Consider the following 19,587-nt stretch of genomic DNA (forward strand, 5'->3'; position numbering starts at 1 on the left):
CCAACACTCGAACAATAAAGCTGCTATAAAAAATATCGCGATCGCAGCCTTCGGCTGCTAGAAAAAATAAACCCCTCTGAAAAAAGAGGGGTTTATCATCAATCTGAGCCCAGCGCGAGCTGGGCTTTGTTTCTGTTTTAATTTAAAACAGCATCAGGATAGGGGCAGTTAAGCATCCTTGAAGTCCATGTTGGTGATCCACACCGTTTGATAGGGCTTTAATTGTAAAAAGCCATAGACGTCTTCAATTTCATCCTGACTGATAAGATCAATCCATTTGTCGGTGCCGATTAAGTTAATGGCGTTCAGCAATACAGATTGTTCTTGATCGGTGACATTGCTCACACAAAATATACTTTGTTTTCTGTTTAGGCTTTGACGCCAGAAACCGAACAACTCATTGCCTAACTGCAAAGTAAACTGGGTCGCATTCGGGTGGAATGCCGGTTGAGCTTTACGAATACGGATAAGCTGAGAAATACGTGTGAGTACTTTGTGGTGTTGAGAGAACGGCGAGTCTAAGAGCTTCTCTAGCTCACCATAATCCCAGCGACGACGGTTAATAGAGCGATTTTGCCCCGTATTTGCTACTTTTTCATAGTCATTGGATGTACCCAACAAGCTGTGAATGTAGATACCCGGGATCCCCTCCATACCAAGCATAATTGCATGAGCACACAAGAAGCGGTCTATTTGCCACTTATCTGGCCCTTTTGTTGTGCCTTGCATGGCATCAAACAGGGTGATGTTGATTTCGTAGGGCTTTTGTTGACCATTTTCAGTCGCCCGCCATGAAATACGCCCGCCAAAATTCTGCATCGCTTGTACTAGGGTGCCCACTTCTTCATCACTGAGCAAACCTTCAGCAGGGCGTAGGCCAATGCCGTCGTGTGAGGCGATAAAGTTAAAGTAGGTGGTACCATTTTGCGCCGGTGGCATGCTCATCATCCACATTTTGAGATATGAACAATCGCCCGTTACGAGTGTGTTCACCAACAATGGCGGTAATGAGAAGTTGTAAATGGCGTGGGCTTCATTAGCGTTACCAAAGTACGTTAGGTTCTCACGGTTTGGAATGTTGGTTTCTGTGATAATGATGATACTAGGATCAACATGTTCAATGAGTGTACGCAATAAGCGGATCACTTCGTGCGTCTGAGGCAAATTGATGCAGTTGGTGCCGATGATTTTCCATAAAAACGCCACGGCATCCAGTCTGAACAGCTTGGCACCGTTGTCAATGTAAAGCTTAATAATTTCTACAAAGGTAAGCAGCACTTTGGGGTTGCCAAAGTCAAAGTCGACTTGGTCGTGGCTAAAGGTACACCACACGTGCTTTGTCCCTTCTGCGGTTTCCGTTTCACGTAGCAATGGTGATACACGAGGACGTGTTACGTCAGACAAATCAGCGGCAGGGTCTGCGGTTAAGAAAAAATCTGAACCTGGGCCTTCACCTTTGATAAAGTTTTCAAACCAGCGACTACGTGCCGAGCAGTGGTTGATCACCAAATCTGTCATTAATCCGTATTCTGAAGAAATGCGATGGATGTCTTCCCACGAACCCAAGCCTTCGTTCACACTAGAGTAGTCGATGACGGAAAAACCGTCATCCGAGCTAAACGGAAAAAATGGCAGTATATGCACATTGTTAACGGTGTTTTTGCAGTAGGTATGCAAGAACCTGAATAGCGTAAACAATGGTTTTTCATGCTCATTGATAATGCTATCGCCGTAGGTGATCATGATGATGTCATCTTGATCCCAATGGTTGTAATGCGGTTCTGGTACCGTAATGTCAGCGTCATCAGTAATACCAATCGCTTCCAACAACTGTGTTGCAAGCTCACCCACTGGCGTTTCTAACACCACATCTGCATAAATAAACTGCAGATGATGGCTGACTTTTTCGTGTAGTTGGTTTAACTCGCTACTCATGGTTGTTTATGACCCCATAAATTCTTTAGTATCTTCTTCTACTGCCTCGACTAAACGGTCCAATATGTCTGGCACTGCGCTGGTAACACGGTTCCAACTTGGGATAAATGGCGTTTCCATTGGGCTTTCTAAGAAGCTTTGGCCCGCTTTCATGATATTGCTGGCGAACATCTCTACCGCTTTTTCTTCAGCGTGAATATCTAAGGTTAGACCATTCATCACGGCGTCGTTGTGGTAGGTCTCGATAAAATCAAGCGCAATACGGAAGTAGGTGGCTTTGATTGAACGGAACATTTCGCTACTAAAAGCGTGCCCTTGGGTTGCGAGTTTTCTGAATACCGCTTTGGTAATATCAATACTCATTTTCGACAAGCCACCTTGGTCGTTGTTTAACGACAAATCTTGGTGTTTGTGATCATACGCATCAGCAATATCAGCTTGGCATAAACGGTTATGAGAGTAGTTGCGATGCATTTCAGACAATACACCGATTTCTAGGCCCCAATCACTCGGGATGCGAATGTCGTTGAGTACATCTCGACGGAAAGAGAACTCACCAGCGAGTGGATAGCGGAAGCTGTCCATAAACTCAATGTATTCGTTATCGCCTAATGTGCGTTTTAATGCGCGTAGCAATGGGGTGACTAACAAGCGCGATACACGGCCATTAATTTTGCCATCGGCAACGCGGGCGTAATACCCCTTACAAAATTCATAGTTGAATTGCGGGTTTGCCACGGGGTAAATCAATCGCGCGAGTAGGTCGCGTTTGTAGGTTACGATGTCACAGTCGTGTAACGCCACAGACTCTGAGCGGTTAGACGCTAAAATATAGCCCATGCAATACCAAACGTTACGGCCTTTACCCAACTCTTTTGGAGCTAGGCCATGAGATGCCAACTCTTCATCTATGGCTTTTAAACGTGGGCCGTCGTTCCACAACACACGATGGTGTTGGGGTAATCGACTAAAGAATTTTTGCGCGTGACGATATTGGGCTTCGTCAGCACGGTCGAGACCAATCACGATTTCAGATAAATAAGGTACATTGGTGAGCTCATCGACAATCATAGGAAGCGCTTCACCTTCTAACTCTGAAAACAGAGAGGGGAGAATTAGCGCCATCGGGCGCTTTTGAGAAAAGCGTAATAACTCAGCTTCTAGGTCCTCAGTGGTACGGCTAGATAAGTTATGTAAAGTTGTAACCACACCGTTTTGATAAAAATCGGCCATGTGTCCTCCTAATTTTCGAGAGAAAGCAATTGGGTCAGTACCTCGGTCCAGCCTTCAGGGCCAAACCGGGTGCTCGTATAAACATGTTCTTCTTTTTGTAATGTAGGGGGTTCATGCGTGGGTGAGGCAATGCGAACAGCAATATCAGCAGCTTCTAACATTGCAATGTCATTGTTGCCATCACCTAACGCGATCGATGAAGTTTGAATAGCGGTCTGGCGGCTGTATTCATCTACTAACCATTGCAAGGCTTGTCCTTTGTTGCAATCGCCAGAAATATGAATAAAACGCCCACCTTCCAACGGGTAAGCTCCTCGATCTTTTATTGCTTTTATAAATTCGGTTTTACGTGCAGGTGTGCCTTTCCATAGTATGGGTTCACCAAACTGACGTTGAGCGGCGCGTGAGGCTTCAATTTCACTTAAGCCTGTCGCATCTTGGATCTCTTCAATACTCATGGCGGTAAAGTGAGTAAATTCACCGTCAAATTCCGGTTTGATCATTTCCAGCAGTTTTAGCCAGTAGTTTTTAGAAGAAATAAAAGAATGGCACCAGAACCCGTCTTGCCAAACGGTGCCAGACGGTTTTTGTTTAAAAAAGCCGTGAGGAATATACGCAGCCGCACCATTTTCAACGATAAAAGGGCCAGTGAGACCAATAGCATCGCGCAGGCATATCATTTCAGCAAAGGTTTTACTGGTTGTTGGCACAACGGGAACATGCCTTTGTTTAAGTGCCGCTAACGTTGGTTTCGCTGCTTCGAAACTGTAAGTGTAGTGGTCTAGCAAAGTGCCATCCATGTCTGTGAAAATTACAGTACTCGACTGTGTCATACTTCTCCCTTTACTACTTCAGTGATGTTTCTGTTTTCATCAAGGTGGAATACTTGATTACACTTTGCCGCTAGTGCGGTAAAGCTATGTTCTGTTAAACGCTGATAATGTTGGATGAAGCGCGCTATTTGTTCGTCGCTCATTACCCCCGCACCTTGTGTTTTTGCGGCCAATTTGTGTTCTTGCTCACAACGCCATTTGAATACGTTTTCAAATGATGGCGCTTTTAACATCACCCAATATTGCATTTGATCAAATAAGGCTTGGTATTGAGTGCGAAGTTGAGTGTTAACGTAACGACGCCACGTACCCATGGCATCTTCGTCGGCCTCAAGTTGGTTTACTGGCTCAACAAGCGCCGCTTCTTCCTGTGGTGGCGTGCCCCAGCACCAACCTTCAACCAGCACAATATCAGGTGGACTGTTTAATATTGGCCATTCTGTTACGGGAAAAGGGTTATCAACTGCTTTGTTAAAGCGGGGGATCGATACAGTGCCGTATTCTTTTAATCGCGCAAAGGTCGCGTTGGCCAGTTCAACATCGTGAGTGCCGGGTACACCGCGTGTTGCCAGTAACGGATGTACTTTTACCGCAAGCGATTGGCGTGCTGATTGGTCTAAGTAAAAATCGTCTAATGATACTGTGACCGCAGATAAAGAATGGTGTTGGGTGAAATAATAGATCAAGAAATCACAAAGGGTCGATTTTCCTGAGCCTTGGCAGCCATTTACACCCACAAAAAAAGGGCGCTTGGCACCGTTTTGGTGCGAAAGAATCTCTTCTGCTAATGGTGTGAACCATTTTTGTGCGATTAGTCGATATGAATCTGGGAGTCGATGTGTCTCAAGAAAGCCAGTAATATCCATGCCATTGCCTTATTTATGGTTGTTCTGTGAACAACGTAGTACAAATAAGACTTCAACATTTATGCCAAGTCGCCAGCCCGATGTCGCACTAGCTCAGTGCGACGAGGCGGGTGAATATCGGTAAAAATTACCGGTTGTGTGTCAATTTGGGGCGTTTAAACGGGATTATTTGCCGCGATACGCGGTGATCACTGCACGTTTGGGCGCGGGGTAACCTTCAATTGTTTTACTGGTGTCATCAGGATCGAGAAAGTCCTTTAGCGATTGCGACGTCATCCATTCGGTCGCGCGTTGTTCGTCCAAAGACGTGGTATTCACATCCACGACCTTACAGTCGGTAAAGCCCAAACGCGCTAACCAAACAATGAGGGCGTCAGTACTCGGTAAAAACCATACGTTTCGCATTTGAGCGTAACGTTCACCAGCCATAAGCACGGTAGTATCATCGCCATCGACAACCAGGGTTTCTAACACCAGTTGTCCGCCTATACGCAGTTGGTGTTTCAGTTCCGATAAAAATTTAATTGGGTCACGACGGTGGTAGAGCACACCCATAGAAAACACGGTATCGAAGGCGTTTACCGGTTGCATAGCTTCAATGCCAATCGGCAATAAGTGAATCGCATTGGTGGGAACGGTTGACGGTTGTAAAAAGTGCTTAATTGCCCAAAACTGAATGAGGAACAATTGCGTGGGGTCGATCCCGTAAACTCCTTTTGCGCCTTCACCTAACATACGCCACATGTGATAACCACTACCACAGCCTACATCAAGTACATGGCGCCCAGCGAGTGAATCGAGATGAGGAATGACGCGTTCCCATTTCCAGTCAGATCGCCACTCTGTATCTATTTCAATGCCGTGAATAGAAAAAGGCCCTTTACGCCAAGGCATAAACTGCTGCAACAAGCCTTGTGCTTGTTTTTTCTCATAGTCGGTGGCGCTACCTACCACTTTTACCGCCGTTTGAATATCTGCATCGGTTGCTTCTAAGGCCGGTAGTTTATCGAGTAACTTGCACCACTTTTTAAAGTCGCCGTGTAGTGCGTCTTTTTGCCATTCAGAAACTTGACCGGGTAAGGTTTCTAACCAGTGGCTAACGGGGCTACCTAACAGAGCGCGATAACAGTTTTCGAAGTGTTTATTTGCAATCATGAATTACCCTTTATTGCGACTAGGGACATAAAGTTATAGCACTTGTACCACATCACTACATCGCTGAACCCAACGGCTTTGAGGCGGTTTTCGTGCTCAGCAAAAGTGTCTGTGAGCATCACGTTTTCTAACGCTGCACGCTTTTGGCTAATTTCCAACTCGCTGTATCCATTATCGCGTTTAAATTGATGGTGTAGATCAATCAGCAAATGGTTACCGTTTTCACTGGGGTGGCGTATTTTTTCCGACAACAACAAAATTCCACTAGGGTTTAGCCCTTGATAAATTTGCGCCAGCATAGCAGGGCGGTCGGCGGGGGGAATAAACTGCAAGGTAAAGTTCATCACCACCATAGATGCATTGGTAATGTTGGCATCTTGGGCATAACCTTGTGACACGTGGATTGGGTTAGGTAAGTGAAAGCTTTTTACTAAGCGTTCGCAACGTGAGGTCATTGCGTGTGAAGCATCGATAGCAAAAATATCACACGTGTTTGCTGGGCATGCTCTAGCCGCAGAAAATGACGCCGCTCCCAAAGAACAGCCCAAATCATAAAGATGAGTATTGGGCGTAACATACTGACTCGCCAGTTCACCAATGGTGTGAATAATGGTTTCGTAACCTGGTACAGAACGTTGAATCATGTCCGGGAATACATCGGCTACCGTTTCGTCAAAGCTGAAATCTTCAACTTTATTCATTGGTTCGGCGAAAATATTGTCGGATTTTTTCATAACTACGCTCCGAGTGCTTAAAAAGGGAGGCAATTTTACCCTGAATTCCTGTCTTGCCAACCTCGAATCACCCTGAATCTTAATCCTTTATGCAAATTGCATGGTTTTTCTTCAACTTATTAATCGAAAGTATTACTCTATATGGTAGAGTCTGACTTAAATATAAAAATAGAGAGATCATATGAAACGGTTTTTAGTCGCAGACGATCACCCGTTATTCAGAGAAGCCATTATTGGTGCATTACAAGGCCGCTTTTCTGATTTAATCGTTGCCGAGGCTGACAGCATTACGAGCATGATGATCGAATTAAAGGCGTCTCCTGAATTTGATTTAGTGTTGTTAGATTTAACCATGCCGGGCGGTGATTTATTTAATGGACTACAAGTCTTAAAAGACAATTACCCCGACATGCCTGTAATTGTGGTATCGGCTACTGAAAATGTAGAAGTGATTGCACAAGCAATGTCTTTTGGTGCCTCGGGCTTTGTTCCCAAGTCAACCCCAACGAGTGATATTGTTGAAGCGTTACTGGCCGTCCTTGATGGCAACACATGGGTACCAGAAGCAATTCGTGAACAGCTTCAGGAAGTTGACGAAAACGTGACAGAAATGGTGCGTCAATTCAAAGAGCTAACGCCAAAGCAAATGCAAGTATTGCGTTTTGTTAGGGCGGGTATGATGAATAAGCAAATAGCTCACGAGATGAATGTTACAGAGGCCACTGTGAAAGCTCACATCAGTGCGATTCTGAAAAAACTGAACATCAATACGCGTACACAGGCTGTGCTATTGATGGACAAACTACAAATTAGCTAACTAAGTAAACGACTAGCAAGGAAGCTAGTGTGAATTCACCCGTTTATGTTTCCTGATATTCCACTAACCGATCTTCACCGCCATCTAGATGGCAATATTCGCCCGCAGACCATTTGGGAGTTGGCGAAGAAAAATCACATATCGATTGCTGCTACGTCTTTAGATGCGCTGGTGACCGATTGTCAAATTCAGGACAAAACACCTGATTTACTCTCTTTTCTTACCAAGCTCGATTACGGCGTGTCGGTATTGAAGCATTATGAAGACTGCTTTCGTATCGCCAAAGAAAACGTAATCGATGCGAAAAAAGAGGGCCTGCACTATGCTGAACTGCGGTTTTCTCCGTATTACATGGCACAGAGCCATAACCTGCATATTGAAGGCGTAGTAGAAGCCGTGATCGCTGGGACACAGGCAGGGCAGCAAGAAACTGGTCTCACTGTTAATTTAATTGGCATATTGAGTCGCACCTATGGCGTAGCGCAATGCCAACGAGAGTTAGACGGCTTGTTGCGTTATCGCGATGATATTATTGGTTTGGATCTGGCGGGCGACGAGAAGCACTTTCCCGCGAGGGATTTTGTTCGCCATTTTGAACAAGCAAAAGCAGTAAATTGGCACGTAACGGTACATGCCGGAGAAGCTGCAGGGCCAGAAAGTATCTGGGATGCGATTAATTTATTAGGGGCGCAACGTATTGGGCATGGCATTGCAGCGGTTCAAGATCCTGAATTACTGGAAGTGCTATGTGAGAGAGAAATAGGCCTAGAAGTGTGTTTAACTTCTAACTACCACACCACCACGGTCAGTGATTTGGCCCAACACCCTCTCGCTCGATTTATCGACGCCGGTGTATCGGTTTCATTGAATACCGATGACCCTGGTGTATCAGCTAATACCATTCACGACGAGTACGCGATTGCACAACACACACTGGGACTGACCCAGAAACAGTTGATGCAGATACAGCGCAATGGTTTAACTCAAGCTTTTGTATCGCAAGCTCAGCGACAAGCCATTATCAACGCTATTTAGGATGGGTCATCTACAATAAAAAAGGCCAGCAATGCTGACCTTTTTCCGTTCGTTTATTTAACCACTGTTTTATTGACTGACTTTCTCTAGCAGCACTTGCACTGCTTTATCAAGCTGTTTGTCTTCGCCATTGGTTAATGTATTGGGGTCGTTATTAACCTGATAAGTCGGTGTTACTTGGTTATTTTCTAAGTACTCACCGCGAGGGTTTTTTACACCAACTTGAGGTACACCAATGCGAATATCGCCTGAAATAGACATTGACCACCACACCGCAGTCATGGTGCCAGGAACAGGCATGCCGACAATGTCACCTAAACCTAGTTCTTCGTAAGTATAAGCAATGGCATGGCCGTCAGAATAGTTGCCTTCGTTTACCACTAAAACACTCGGCTTGGTCCATTGATCCATCGGGTCACCGGCGTACTCTCGGCCTCTCACATTGAGCGTGAAATAAGATTTACCAGAAAAGAGTTTGGCCAAATCATTGTGTAACCAGCCACCGCCATTCCAGCGTGTATCTACGACTACCGCTTCTTTATTGAAATATTTACCGAACAAGTCTGAGTAAACCTTTCTGAAAGCAGGGTCATTCATCGCTGGAATATGCACATAGCCAAGTCTTCCGTCAGAAATTTTATCAACGTAAGCGGCGCGACCATCGACCCAGCGTTGGTAAAGTAACTGGTTTAATTCGCCCGCAGAAATCGGTTTAATGACTTCTTCAAAGGCAGTGCCATTGGCGGTTTCAAAACCGATTCTAACTCGTTGGCCCGTAGTATGGTTTAACAAGGAAAACAGGTTTACGTTACCATTTAATACTTGGCCATTGATGCTCGTTAGTTTTACCCCTGGCTCGACTTGGCTGTGGGCATGACCAAATGGCCCTTTACCTAACACCTCTGTTACCGTTAAGGCTTGCCCAGTTTGAGTCATATCGAAGAACAAGCCAAGTTGCCCCGTGGCATCGTCTGTTGGTGAAGGGGAAGGGCGATAAGATGATCCAATATGGCTCGCATTGAGCTCACCGGTCATTTCAGCGAATAAATTGGCAAGATCGCGATTGTGACCAATTGACGATAGCTTTCTACCATAAGATTCGCCCATAAAGTCCCAGTCGACACCGTGGAAGTTCTTGTTATAGAACTTATCCTTAATTTTTTGCCAACCATAGTCGAAAATATATTGGCGCTCTGCTGTTGCATTGAGTGCAATTTCAGGGCTTGCGTTAATACTTTTCAGTTTAACTTTATCGCCGAGCTCACCGCTTTTTAACGCGCCATCTGCAAGCACATATATCTCTTTTCCGTCAGGAGATTGAGTAATAGAGGCACTGCGTGCGTTGAGTTTGGCTACCAGCGTTGTGCTGTGTTCACGAATATTGTGCTGCCATAAATCATAACCTTTTTCGAAACGAGACAGGTAAAACAGTGAGCTAGCATCTTCGGTTAAGAAAAACTCGCCTAATGATGAAGAGTGCATGGTCAGACGTACTGTGCGATCGTCAAGGTTGTCCCATTCAATATTGAGCGCTGGTGTCTCACTCGCTGTATCATCGGCAGTGTTGTCTTCTTTGTCTGTATCCGATTCTGACTTGTCACCGTCGTCTTTAGACTTGGTGTTTTTTTTGTCGAGCTCTTTTTTCAGCGCGTATTCTTCCTCACTCAAGGTAAATTTGTCATAGGCTTCTTGAGTAAGAAAAGCTGCCATTACATCTGACTCGCGGCCCCATGAACCGTGGTCGCGTTGTCCATATCGCGTTGTTGCCCATAGCACTACATCGTCTTTACTGCTCCAAACGGGCGCTACATCATTGTAACCAGACAAGCTGATATCAACCGGTTTGGCCGAGCCGTCTGCGGGGAAAACACCAATGTTTTTAATGAACAAGCGGCCGCGCGGAGAAAAGTCAGCGGTTAACCACTGGCTGTCAGCCGACCAAGCGAAGTGGATATCGCCGTCGGAATAGCTGTAATTGTTTTCTTTACCAAGCGCGATGTTAACGGCTTTGGTTTCTCGGTTAATTACGCGAATTTCGTCACGTGAAGACAAAAATGCCACTTTATCACCGTCTGGTGAATACAGCGGCTGAAAGCTATCAGTGTCGGTAACCAACAGCGGGGTTTCAGTCATTTTAGTCGCAGCAAAGAAGTAAGGTTCGTCTTCATTGTCGATAGTGGTTTCGTATAATCCCCAGCGCCCATCTCTTTGTGCAGAGTAAAGCAATGTTCTGCCGTCTTTACTGAAGGACACAGAGCGCTCTCGCTCGGGTGTATTGGTGATCCTAACCGTTGTTTTGAACTTTTTACTGGTTACGAACACTTCACCACGCGCAACAAATGCAACTTCTTTACCGCTTGGCGATATTGCAAATTCAGAAATATGCCCATTTAACGGAATATTCTGAATATCGTTTCCGTGCGTATCGTTTTGGATTTCTATTTTTAAATGCGTGGGCTTCCGGCCATCTTGTACATAAATACTACCGTGATGAACGAAGGCCAATTTGCCTTTTCTACTGATCGACAACGCGCGTACTGGATGTTGGTCGAAATGGGTAATTTGCTTGGCGTTATCGCCGTTGAGGTCCATTTTCCACACGTTAAACGTACCACTCTTTTCAGAGGTGTAATATATAGTGTCGTTGTCGCTAAATACAGGTGTGTGATCACCGCCTTCAAAATGCGTAATTTGTGTATGTTTACCAGAGGCAAGGTCCATCACAAAAATATCACGGGCAAACGCTGAGTTGTCGTGCTTTCTGAATGGATTTTCGTATGCCTTTTCATTGCGATACGCCAATAACTTACCATTAGGGCTTACGTCTACATCTGATGTAGCTATGGTAGTGATCATGCGCGGCGTACCACCTGAGGTGGCTACTGCATACGTTTCTGTCATTCGGCTCGTAGGGTGGATAGAGGCGTTAGTAGCGTCCATTCGGGCCGAAGTAAACAATACTTCCTGATCGTGGTTTAAGAATGCTTGTGGGTAATCATTTGATGAGTGATAGGTGAGTCGTGTCGCTTTGCCACCGGTTGATGGCATCATAAATACATCGAGATTCCCCGCGCGATCACTGGCAAAAGCAATGTGTTTGCCATCTTCTGACCAAACGGGATGACCTTCCCATGCACTGTGAATGGTGAGAGGCCTGGCGAGTCCACCACTCGAAGAAACTACATAAATGTCGCCTTTGTAAGAAAATGCGACCTGTTTGCCATCGGGAGAAATAGCACTGTGTAAAAACCACTCGCTATTTTCGATGCCGTAACTGGCTGCGGGTAACAGCAGCATTAAACAGGTGATAAAAATGGAACGTGTATACCTCATATCTGTCCTTGTTTTTGTGATAATGTAACAATTGTTGCTAAAGTCAGTAAACTACCTGTGATCCACCACATCGGCAATAACTAGTCACTTATTTCTAAGTATAAATTGTAACTAAACATAGACATTAGCCGTTGAGCAGCGAAAAACTTACTTTTCTCGCTTTTTATAGCGAATACCGAGTTGGCGATATCGCGCTGTTTATTGAATCTGCGAAGGGGAGAGTTGTTGTAAACCTTGATTGAAAAGACTTAGCCACTTCTCGCCGTCTTTATTTTTATTAAACGCGACATACAAAGGTTTCATTTCGACGATGGAGGGATTGATGTCGATAAGGTCATCTAAGCCTTTTAAGCTCGCGTCGTGCTTAATCAGATAGTGATAAACGTTTACATCGATAATGGCGGCGTCGAGTCGACCAGCAGCAACTTTTCTAATATTGACGGCGTCTGTGGTAACGACTTCAGAAATGATTTTACGCTTTGCAATCAGTACGTCTATTTCAGCGGTGTTGACATAATCTTGTACAACGCCTACGCGCTTGCCCAATAAATCTTGGGGTTTGTCGTAGTGAAATATTTTTCCTTTTGGGTGAATGAGTACGAGTGGGGAAGTGTCAACGGGGTCGGAAAACAAAAAGGTGTCAGACTGATAAGCATATTCAGGTAAGTAACCCATATAGGCTGTGTCGTGTTGTTTTGATAGCCACACAGCGCGTGACCAAGGGTAAAAATCAATACTGACGTTTATACCTTGCTGAGCGAAGGCTTGTTTGACTTTGGTGACAAATGTGCCGCCGTTATCGAGTGACTTGCCAGAAAATGGAGGCCAATCTAACGAAGTGAGTTTTAATGGCTGTGAAATTGCCGAATTGCTCAATAAAATGCAAAGAAGAAGGAATGTTCTGACCACGTTGACATACCACTGGTTTTTAAAAGAGCGCCTAGTATCTATACAGTATACTAGGCGGCTCCTGACTGCAATTTAAGCTGCTGCAGTTTTTTCAGTGGTTGTTTGCTTACGTATGGCGGCCACTAATTCTTCGTGATCAAAATCATCAACGTTGATGGTTCGTAGACGGCCTGCTTCAGTACGTTTGAGCAGTGTCGCTTCTTCTTCGTCAATGAGATTGTCCTGCAAGGCGGTGTCGGCCAATTTATCAAGGCCTGTAAAGGGCAGTCTCACTGATTTCGCCCGACAGATACGATCAAAAATTGGCTCAGCAGAAATAACATCTTCGAGAGTCTGTTCTAAATCGCCAGCCAAGCTACCCGCTTCACGCGTTAAGTATTGCCCCATACCCAGACGCGCACGGGCACTGCAAGGTTTTTGCAGCAATTGCGCTATGGCATGTTCTACCTTGTCACTCGGTTTTGTGACACGACGACCAAATGGCATCACTAGCACACGTAAGGTGTTTGCTACAGCCTTATTCGGGAAGTTGTGTAGAAAATCGATGATGGCAGTTTCGAGTTGATAAAGACAATCTTGCACAGCCCATTGCATTAATGGTGAGTCTTCTTGCAAACGACCTTCTTCATCATAGCGTTTCAGTGTTGCGCTGGCCAAATAAAGCATACTGAGTATATCGCCCAATCGTGCAGACAAGCGTTCACGACGTTTTAAATCACCGCCTAACACGCCCATTGACACGTCGGTTAGTAGAGCGAGGTTAGCGCTATAGCCACTTAACAGCTGGTAATAACGCTTGGTGGTGTCTTCAAACGGTGCTTCATTGAAACGGCCACCAGTTAGACTAAACCACACACTGCGCACGGTATTGGCGATGGCAAAACCAATATGACCGAATACGGCTGAATCAAACTCGTCTAACGCCGATTTGTCATCTGACAAGGCTGAGGCTTGAATCTCTTTCAATACGTATGGGTGGCAACGCATTGCACCTTGACCGAAGATCATCATGTTACGGGTTAAAATATTCGCACCTTCAACGGTGATAGAAATAGGCGCGCCTTGATAGCCTCGACCAAGATAATTATTTGGCCCAAGCATAATGCCTTTTCCGCCGTGCACGTCCATGGCGTCATTCACCGCTTGGCGCATACGTTCAGTGAGGTGGTATTTACAAATGGCAGAAATAACTGACGGTTTCTCACCTAAGTCTACACCTACCGTTGATAAGCGAGTCACTGCGTCGGCTAGGTAAGCATTACCACCAATACGAGCAAGCATCTCTTCTACGCCTTCCATGTAACCAACGGGCATTTTAAATTGGCGACGAATTCGTGCATAAGCGCCAGTGGCAAGTGCCATTGACTTCGCGCCACCAGCACCTGTTGAAGGTAGCGTAATGCAGCGGCCAACCGACAAGCATTCCATTAGCATACGCCAGCCTTTTCCGGCCATGGCTTGCCCACCAATGATGTAATCTAACGGCACAAAAATGTCTTTACCCTGAATAGGACCATTCTGGAATGGAGTATTCAACGGGAAATGACGGCGGCCAATACTCAAACCTTCGGTAGTGCGGGGAATTAACGCACACGTAATACCCAGCTCTTCCGTATCGCCAATCAGGTTGTCAGGATCGTAGAGTTTAAAGGCGAGGCCGATCACAGTAGCTACAGGCGCAAGAGTGATATAACGCTTGTCGAAATTAAGGCGCATACCAATGATTTCTTCGCCTTCCCATTGTCCTTTACAAATCACGCCTGAATCGGGAATAGCACCAGCGTCTGAGCCTGCCTCCGGGCCGGTTAAGGCAAAACAGGGAATTTCATCGCCCGAAGCCAAACGAGGTAAGTAGTGGTCTTGTTGTTCGGTAGTACCATAATGTTGTAATAATTCACCCGGGCCTAACGAGTTGGGTACACCCACCGTACTTGAAAGTACCGCCGATGTGCCGGCTAATTTTTGCAAGACACGACTTTGCGCATAGGCGGAAAATTCCAGTCCGCCATATTGCTTTTTAATGATCATGGCAAAGAATTTATGTTCTTTGAGATAAGCCCAGGTTTCTGGCGATAAGTCGGCATCTTGATGATTAATTTGCCATTCATCTACCATATTACATACGCGATCTACTGGGCCATCTAAGAATGCTTGCTCTTCTGCTGTTAGTCGCCCCTTGGGGATGGCATGAAGCTTGTTCCAGTTCGGTTTACCAGAAAAAATATCGCCGTCCCACCACACAGTACCCGCATCGATAGCCTCTTGCTCGGTACGAGACATTTCAGGCATAACTTTGCGATAAAATTTAAGCAGTGGTGTGGTGAGGTATTGTTGTCGAATTTGCGGAACAATAAAGGGGAGGGTGAAGGCAGCGAAAATGACCCAGCTGATGAGGCCAATATCGCCAAATAACGTGCCTAATACTAAAACGCCACCAGCGATACTGACGGCATTAATTAGCGTGGTGCGTTTGTAACTGGCGATTGCGAGTGCGAGCACAACAAGCAAATACCAAATGACTAAACTCATACTTTACTCCAACGATGTTTGCTGACGGTTTAAGGTCAGACCAGATTGGTATAAAGCTATAATCTGACTCGATAAAAATCAAGTCAGACTTGGTTTATTTTGCATTGAAATGTAAAGTGCAATGGCCCTTACAGACGTTTATATGACAGCAGTTGAACGTCACCTTGTTCATCGCCGTCTTTAAACTGTTGAAAGCGTACTAAGTTGTAATCAAGCTTAGGTGCAAACCACGCAAATGTTTGCCGCTCGGCACCACTTTCCCGCAAAATTTTTACCTTTATTGTTTCGAGGTCGCCATAGGGCAGGCTGAGTGTCTCTTGGCCTTCTACCACCATGTGGTAATTGCGTTTTTGCCCGCGTGAATTAATGAAGTGGTAGTTAAATTGAGTTTCACCTTGAGCCAAGCGTAAGGGCAAATCTAGCCGATATAGCTGATTATCAAATTCTTTCTCCCACGCTTGGGTGTTACCTTCGGCGTCGACCACTTGACGATCAGGTGTTGTGACGAAGGTTAAGTCCAATTTCTTATCCGGCCCTGTCCCCGAGCGTTTATAATGGTACTCGACGGGCGTGAAATCCCCCGCTTTGTAATTGAAAATAGAATGTTCGAAACGCTTGTCGGACAAAAAGAACTTAGACACTTTGGAGCTGTAAATTAACGAGTAAGTGTCACCCGCTAGGTGTTCCAGTTTCAGTTCGGCTTTACCGAGATCTTCGTCCCACTTCATGGCGGAGTAAACGGCGTGAAATGATTGTAGTGACGGAGTGTCATCGGAAGAGGCGTCAGTTGCCCACGATGAAGATGTAAGGAAGAGAAAAAACAGGCTGAGCAGAGTGCTCAACCTGAAGATTGTGTTATTCCGTTTCGCTTGCGTAGCCGTGTAAGCCCAATTCAGAACCATCTAATACCGCCTTATTATCAGACATCGATAATCGACCGTCGCAGAACCATTGAAGCACCAAAGGGTATATTTGGCGTTCTTGTTCTTGCACGCGGTCGGCGAGCACATCGGCATTGTCATCTTCGAATACCGGTACTTTACTTTGAATAATTACCGGTCCACCGTCTAATTCGGGAGTTACGAAATGTACACTAACGCCATGCTCTTTATCGCCATTGTCAATTGCACGTTGATGCGTATGTAAACCTTTGTACTTTGGCAACAAAGACGGGTGAATGTTCAATAATTTGCCCGCATAGTGATTTACAAATGCCGGTGTAAGGATACGCATAAAGCCAGCAAGCACGATACAATCTGGTGCCATCTTGTCAATGGCTTCCATCATAGCGTTGTCGTACTGTTCACGATCTTCATACTGACCATGCTCGATACACAGTGCAGGGATGTTCGCATTTTTAGCACGCTCTAAGCCATAGGCATTGGGCTTGTTGGCAATAACACCAACAATTTCCGCATTGAGCTTGTTTTGCTCAATGCGGTCAATGATGGCTTGTAAGTTAGAGCCATTACCAGAAATCAGAACGCACAAGCGTTTAGGGGAATTCGATTCACTCATGACTTAGCGAATTTCCACCTGTTCACCGCCGTTAGCAGCGTCGATTTCACCGATGACCCACGCGTTTTCGCCTTCTGCTGTCAGAATTTCAACCGCTTTATCAGCTACATCAGCATCAACTGCAATCACAAGACCAACGCCACAGTTAAACGTGCGATACATCTCATGTGTAGTTACGTTGCCGTTTTCTTGTAACCAATTGAACACAGAAGGCCATTGCCAGCTGCTGCCATCAATAACGGCTTTACAATCGTCAGGCAGCACGCGAGGGATGTTTTCCCAGAAGCCGCCACCGGTGATGTGAGAAATGGCTGCAACTTCTACAGATTCAAGCAATTTAAGTACGCTCTTGACGTAAATTCGCGTTGGCTCAAGTAAACGCTCGATGAGTGGTTTACCCTCTAAATCAGATGATAAATCGGCATTGCTTACTTCAATGATCTTGCGAACAAGAGAATAGCCGTTTGAATGAGGGCCTGAAGAACCCAGTGCGATAATTTTCTGGCCTGCTTTTACTTTGCTGCCGTCAATCACGTCTTCTGCTTCTACCACACCGACACAGAATCCAGCGATATCGTAATCGTCACCGTGGTACATACCAGGCATTTCAGCAGTTTCACCGCCAATCAAGGCACAACCGGCTAGTTCACAACCTGCGCCAATACCAGAAACAACGTCAGCAGCGGTATCAACGTCGAGTTTACCTGTCGCATAGTAATCAAGGAAAAACAGGGGTTCTGCGCCTTGAACGATTAGGTCGTTTACACACATGGCTACTAGGTCGATGCCTACGCCGTGGTGTTGATTATTGTCCATCGCTAGACGAAGTTTTGTGCCTACGCCGTCAGTACCTGAAACCAACAAAGGTTGTTTGTATTTTTGTGGGATAGCACACAGTGCGCCAAAACCACCTAAACCGCCTTTTACTTCGGGGCGATGAGTGCGTTTTGTCACTGATTTGATACGTTCTACCAGTTGGTTACCTGCGTCGATATCGACACCGGCGTCTTTGTAGCTGAGGGAGGTTTTGTTTTCGCTCACAGAAAAAGGCCTTGCTGCTGACTAGTAAAGTCGCGGATTCTACCAGTATCCGCCTTCAAGTCCAACGCCTAATCGGGGGAAATAGTCAGGCTTTTTTAACGAAGCGTTGAGTTGGCGTGACAATTGCTGGGTTTTGACGATGAGAATGCTATTTAATCAGTCAACAGACATTTTGTTGTGCATTATTTAACACCTCGATTAAATTTTAATTTTCGTGGTATAAGCAGGTGAAATGTCGATGAAAATAGCACACAATAGAGCGCTAAAAGATTGCGCGTTACCCTAAGTCAGCTTTTGCAAGGAGTAGCATATCCTGTTGTTTAATCGCTTTAATTTTTCAAGACCTTTCTTTTTTATTGGTGGCTTATGGGCCGGTGTTTCAACGTATTTGAAAACACATGTTCAGCCAGTGGGTCTATTGTTGTTACTTATTAGCAACGTGTTCATGTACCAAGCTCATGCAACAACGGTTGTAGAAACTAACGTTGCCCGCGTTGCCGTAGACGATCAATCTACCCGTACGCAAAATAAAGCGGTGAAAGTAGCACTTGAAATTGCACTAATTAAACTGAGTGGGCGCCCTGATATTGGTGAGTATCAGCAAGTCAAAGCGCTCACTGAAAATGCTCGTCAATACCTAAGGTCATACCAATTCAATGAGCAGGATGGCCAACTTTGGTATGTTGCCGAGTTTGATCAAACACAACTGGCAGCATTCTTACGCGATGCCAAATTACCTTTGTGGGGCCAACGCCGTCCCGATACACTGCTTTGGCTTGCTATTGAAGACGGGCAAGGCGACCGCTACATATTGGGCGAAGGCGCTGACCCTCTATCAATAGATATTCATCAGTATGCGGAAAAACGGGGCATTCCGGTTTCGTTACCTTTGTTAGATTTGACCGATTCTCAAGCATTGACCATGTATGATGTATGGGGGCTATTTGTGAATCGTATTCAAGTGGCTAGCCAACGCTATGGTGCAGATTTTGTTATGGGAGGGCGGTTGTTTAAAACGCAATCGAAACATATGCCAACCATTCCCCAGCGAGAAGATACGCCGCAAAATGCTTATGTTGACCGCGATTCGGCTTTCGGAGCGGGCGATGTAAATGATATGGAGCGATATTTCGACCCTCAAGATGCGCAGGAAGAAAGCGGGCCTGCGTTCACTGCGGCCGAATTTAAGTCTATGCAATCGCGCGCACGCAAAGGTCGTTTTGGATTAGAGTGGGTTTACACCAGTAATGAAGGTGTTAAAACAGACGTGATTTACGGTGATTCACGCGAATTACTTGTTGAACAATTAATCAATCACTATGCCGATTTTCTAGGTCAGCAGTTCGCTATTTTGCCCTACACGCCGAAAGACGGTAATGCAGTAAAGCTGGCCATTTCTGTATCGAACCTAGATGCTTTATCTAAGTATGTTAACGCGCTTAATTATCTTTCTGGATTAAGTGTGACAGACAGCGTAGCCCTGACACAGCAGAAAGGCTCGGTCGCGACCTTTACAATTACTTTGTTAGGTTCTGAACAAGATTTCTTAAATGTACTATCGTTAGATTCTCGTTTATCCCCTGTGGTGGATGCGTTTGGGCAACCCATTGAGGGTGCAAATTTTTACTGGAATGAATAGATAAATCCCA

15 protein-coding genes are annotated in these 19,587 nt (G+C 45.4%); 3 read left to right on the forward strand and 12 right to left on the reverse strand.

Annotated elements, in window-relative coordinates:
- Positions 1-168 precede the first annotated feature (168 nt).
- The 6 genes from ACXAH6_RS17995 to cmoA form a co-directional block, all read right to left on the reverse strand.
- Positions 169-1,935: a sugar phosphorylase gene (locus tag ACXAH6_RS17995; protein WP_474879094.1), complete on the reverse strand. Its 1,767-nt coding sequence runs from the start codon at positions 1,933-1,935 to the stop codon at positions 169-171.
- Positions 1,936-1,941: 6 nt separating this feature from the next.
- Complete coding sequence (locus ACXAH6_RS18000) at positions 1,942-3,168, reverse strand: glycosyltransferase family protein (RefSeq protein ID WP_474879096.1); 1,227 nt, start codon at positions 3,166-3,168, stop codon at positions 1,942-1,944.
- Between the two features lie 8 nt (positions 3,169-3,176).
- Positions 3,177-4,001 (reverse strand): HAD-IIB family hydrolase, encoded by an 825-nt coding sequence (locus ACXAH6_RS18005; RefSeq protein ID WP_474879098.1) that lies wholly within the window; start codon positions 3,999-4,001, stop codon positions 3,177-3,179.
- Positions 3,998-4,867: a kinase gene (locus ACXAH6_RS18010; protein WP_474879099.1), complete on the reverse strand. Its 870-nt coding sequence runs from the start codon at positions 4,865-4,867 to the stop codon at positions 3,998-4,000. Before ACXAH6_RS18010 ends, ACXAH6_RS18005 begins: the two co-directional genes overlap by 4 nt.
- Before the next feature lie 165 nt (positions 4,868-5,032).
- A complete protein-coding gene (gene cmoB, locus ACXAH6_RS18015; RefSeq protein WP_474879101.1) occupies positions 5,033-6,022 on the reverse strand; it encodes a tRNA 5-methoxyuridine(34)/uridine 5-oxyacetic acid(34) synthase CmoB in 990 nt (329 codons plus the stop codon).
- Positions 6,019-6,756: a carboxy-S-adenosyl-L-methionine synthase CmoA gene (cmoA, locus tag ACXAH6_RS18020; RefSeq protein ID WP_474879103.1), complete on the reverse strand. Its 738-nt coding sequence runs from the start codon at positions 6,754-6,756 to the stop codon at positions 6,019-6,021. The genes cmoB and cmoA overlap by 4 nt, the downstream gene beginning before the upstream one ends.
- 181 nt (positions 6,757-6,937) lie before the next feature.
- On the opposite strand from cmoA, the gene ACXAH6_RS18025 reads away from it, so the two are divergent.
- Both ACXAH6_RS18025 and add read left to right on the forward strand, forming a co-directional pair.
- Positions 6,938-7,573 carry a response regulator gene (locus ACXAH6_RS18025; RefSeq protein WP_474879105.1) on the forward strand — a complete coding sequence of 212 codons (636 nt, stop codon included), beginning with the start codon at positions 6,938-6,940 and terminating at the stop codon, positions 7,571-7,573.
- Positions 7,574-7,618: 45 nt separating this feature from the next.
- Entirely contained in the window at positions 7,619-8,608 is a 990-nt protein-coding gene (gene add, locus ACXAH6_RS18030) for an adenosine deaminase (protein ID WP_474879107.1), read from the forward strand.
- A gap of 69 nt (positions 8,609-8,677) precedes the next feature.
- Here the strand turns inward: add and ACXAH6_RS18035 are convergent, their stop codons facing one another.
- The 6 genes from ACXAH6_RS18035 to purM form a co-directional block, all read right to left on the reverse strand.
- Positions 8,678-11,941 carry a S41 family peptidase gene (locus ACXAH6_RS18035; protein ID WP_474879109.1) on the reverse strand — a complete coding sequence of 1,088 codons (3,264 nt, stop codon included), beginning with the start codon at positions 11,939-11,941 and terminating at the stop codon, positions 8,678-8,680.
- Positions 11,942-12,139: 198 nt separating this feature from the next.
- The gene (locus ACXAH6_RS18040; protein WP_474879110.1) at positions 12,140-12,850 is read right to left on the reverse strand and encodes a substrate-binding periplasmic protein; all 711 of its coding nucleotides are present in this window, start codon (positions 12,848-12,850) and stop codon (positions 12,140-12,142) included.
- 72 nt (positions 12,851-12,922) lie between these two features.
- Complete coding sequence (gene fadE / locus ACXAH6_RS18045) at positions 12,923-15,379, reverse strand: acyl-CoA dehydrogenase FadE (protein ID WP_474879112.1); 2,457 nt, start codon at positions 15,377-15,379, stop codon at positions 12,923-12,925.
- A gap of 128 nt (positions 15,380-15,507) precedes the next feature.
- Complete coding sequence (locus tag ACXAH6_RS18050; RefSeq protein ID WP_474879114.1) at positions 15,508-16,281, reverse strand: DUF3108 domain-containing protein; 774 nt, start codon at positions 16,279-16,281, stop codon at positions 15,508-15,510.
- On the reverse strand, positions 16,235-16,897 hold the full coding sequence (gene purN / locus ACXAH6_RS18055) for a phosphoribosylglycinamide formyltransferase (protein WP_474879115.1): 663 nt from the start codon (positions 16,895-16,897) through the stop codon (positions 16,235-16,237). Before purN ends, ACXAH6_RS18050 begins: the two co-directional genes overlap by 47 nt.
- Positions 16,898-16,900: 3 nt before the next feature.
- Complete coding sequence (gene purM / locus ACXAH6_RS18060) at positions 16,901-17,938, reverse strand: phosphoribosylformylglycinamidine cyclo-ligase (protein ID WP_474879117.1); 1,038 nt, start codon at positions 17,936-17,938, stop codon at positions 16,901-16,903.
- A 445-nt stretch (positions 17,939-18,383) separates the two neighbouring features.
- Here purM and ACXAH6_RS18065 point away from each other — a divergent pair, with 445 nt between their 5' ends.
- On the forward strand, positions 18,384-19,577 hold the full coding sequence (locus ACXAH6_RS18065; protein WP_474879119.1) for a DUF2066 domain-containing protein: 1,194 nt from the start codon (positions 18,384-18,386) through the stop codon (positions 19,575-19,577).
- The last annotated feature ends 10 nt before the right edge of the window (positions 19,578-19,587 follow it).

Source organism: Alteromonas sp. ABE4_545 (genome assembly GCF_056161325.1).

Bases quoted from the DNA above. Each gene is read 5' to 3' on its own strand.
- ACXAH6_RS17995 (WP_474879094.1), bottom strand. From the start codon at position 1,935: ATGAGTAGCGAGTTAAACCAACTACACGAAAAAGTCAGCCATCATCTG.
- ACXAH6_RS18000 (WP_474879096.1), bottom strand. From the start codon at position 3,168: ATGGCCGATTTTTATCAAAACGGTGTGGTTACAACTTTACATAACTTA.
- ACXAH6_RS18005 (WP_474879098.1), bottom strand. From the start codon at position 4,001: ATGACACAGTCGAGTACTGTAATTTTCACAGACATGGATGGCACTTTG.
- ACXAH6_RS18010 (WP_474879099.1), bottom strand. From the start codon at position 4,867: ATGGATATTACTGGCTTTCTTGAGACACATCGACTCCCAGATTCATAT.
- cmoB (WP_474879101.1), bottom strand. From the start codon at position 6,022: ATGATTGCAAATAAACACTTCGAAAACTGTTATCGCGCTCTGTTAGGT.
- cmoA (WP_474879103.1), bottom strand. From the start codon at position 6,756: ATGAAAAAATCCGACAATATTTTCGCCGAACCAATGAATAAAGTTGAA.
- ACXAH6_RS18025 (WP_474879105.1), top strand. From the start codon at position 6,938: ATGAAACGGTTTTTAGTCGCAGACGATCACCCGTTATTCAGAGAAGCC.
- add (WP_474879107.1), top strand. From the start codon at position 7,619: ATGTTTCCTGATATTCCACTAACCGATCTTCACCGCCATCTAGATGGC.
- ACXAH6_RS18035 (WP_474879109.1), bottom strand. From the start codon at position 11,941: ATGAGGTATACACGTTCCATTTTTATCACCTGTTTAATGCTGCTGTTA.
- fadE (WP_474879112.1), bottom strand. From the start codon at position 15,379: ATGAGTTTAGTCATTTGGTATTTGCTTGTTGTGCTCGCACTCGCAATC.
- ACXAH6_RS18050 (WP_474879114.1), bottom strand. From the start codon at position 16,281: ATGGTTCTGAATTGGGCTTACACGGCTACGCAAGCGAAACGGAATAAC.
- purN (WP_474879115.1), bottom strand. From the start codon at position 16,897: ATGAGTGAATCGAATTCCCCTAAACGCTTGTGCGTTCTGATTTCTGGT.
- ACXAH6_RS18065 (WP_474879119.1), top strand. From the start codon at position 18,384: ATGTACCAAGCTCATGCAACAACGGTTGTAGAAACTAACGTTGCCCGC.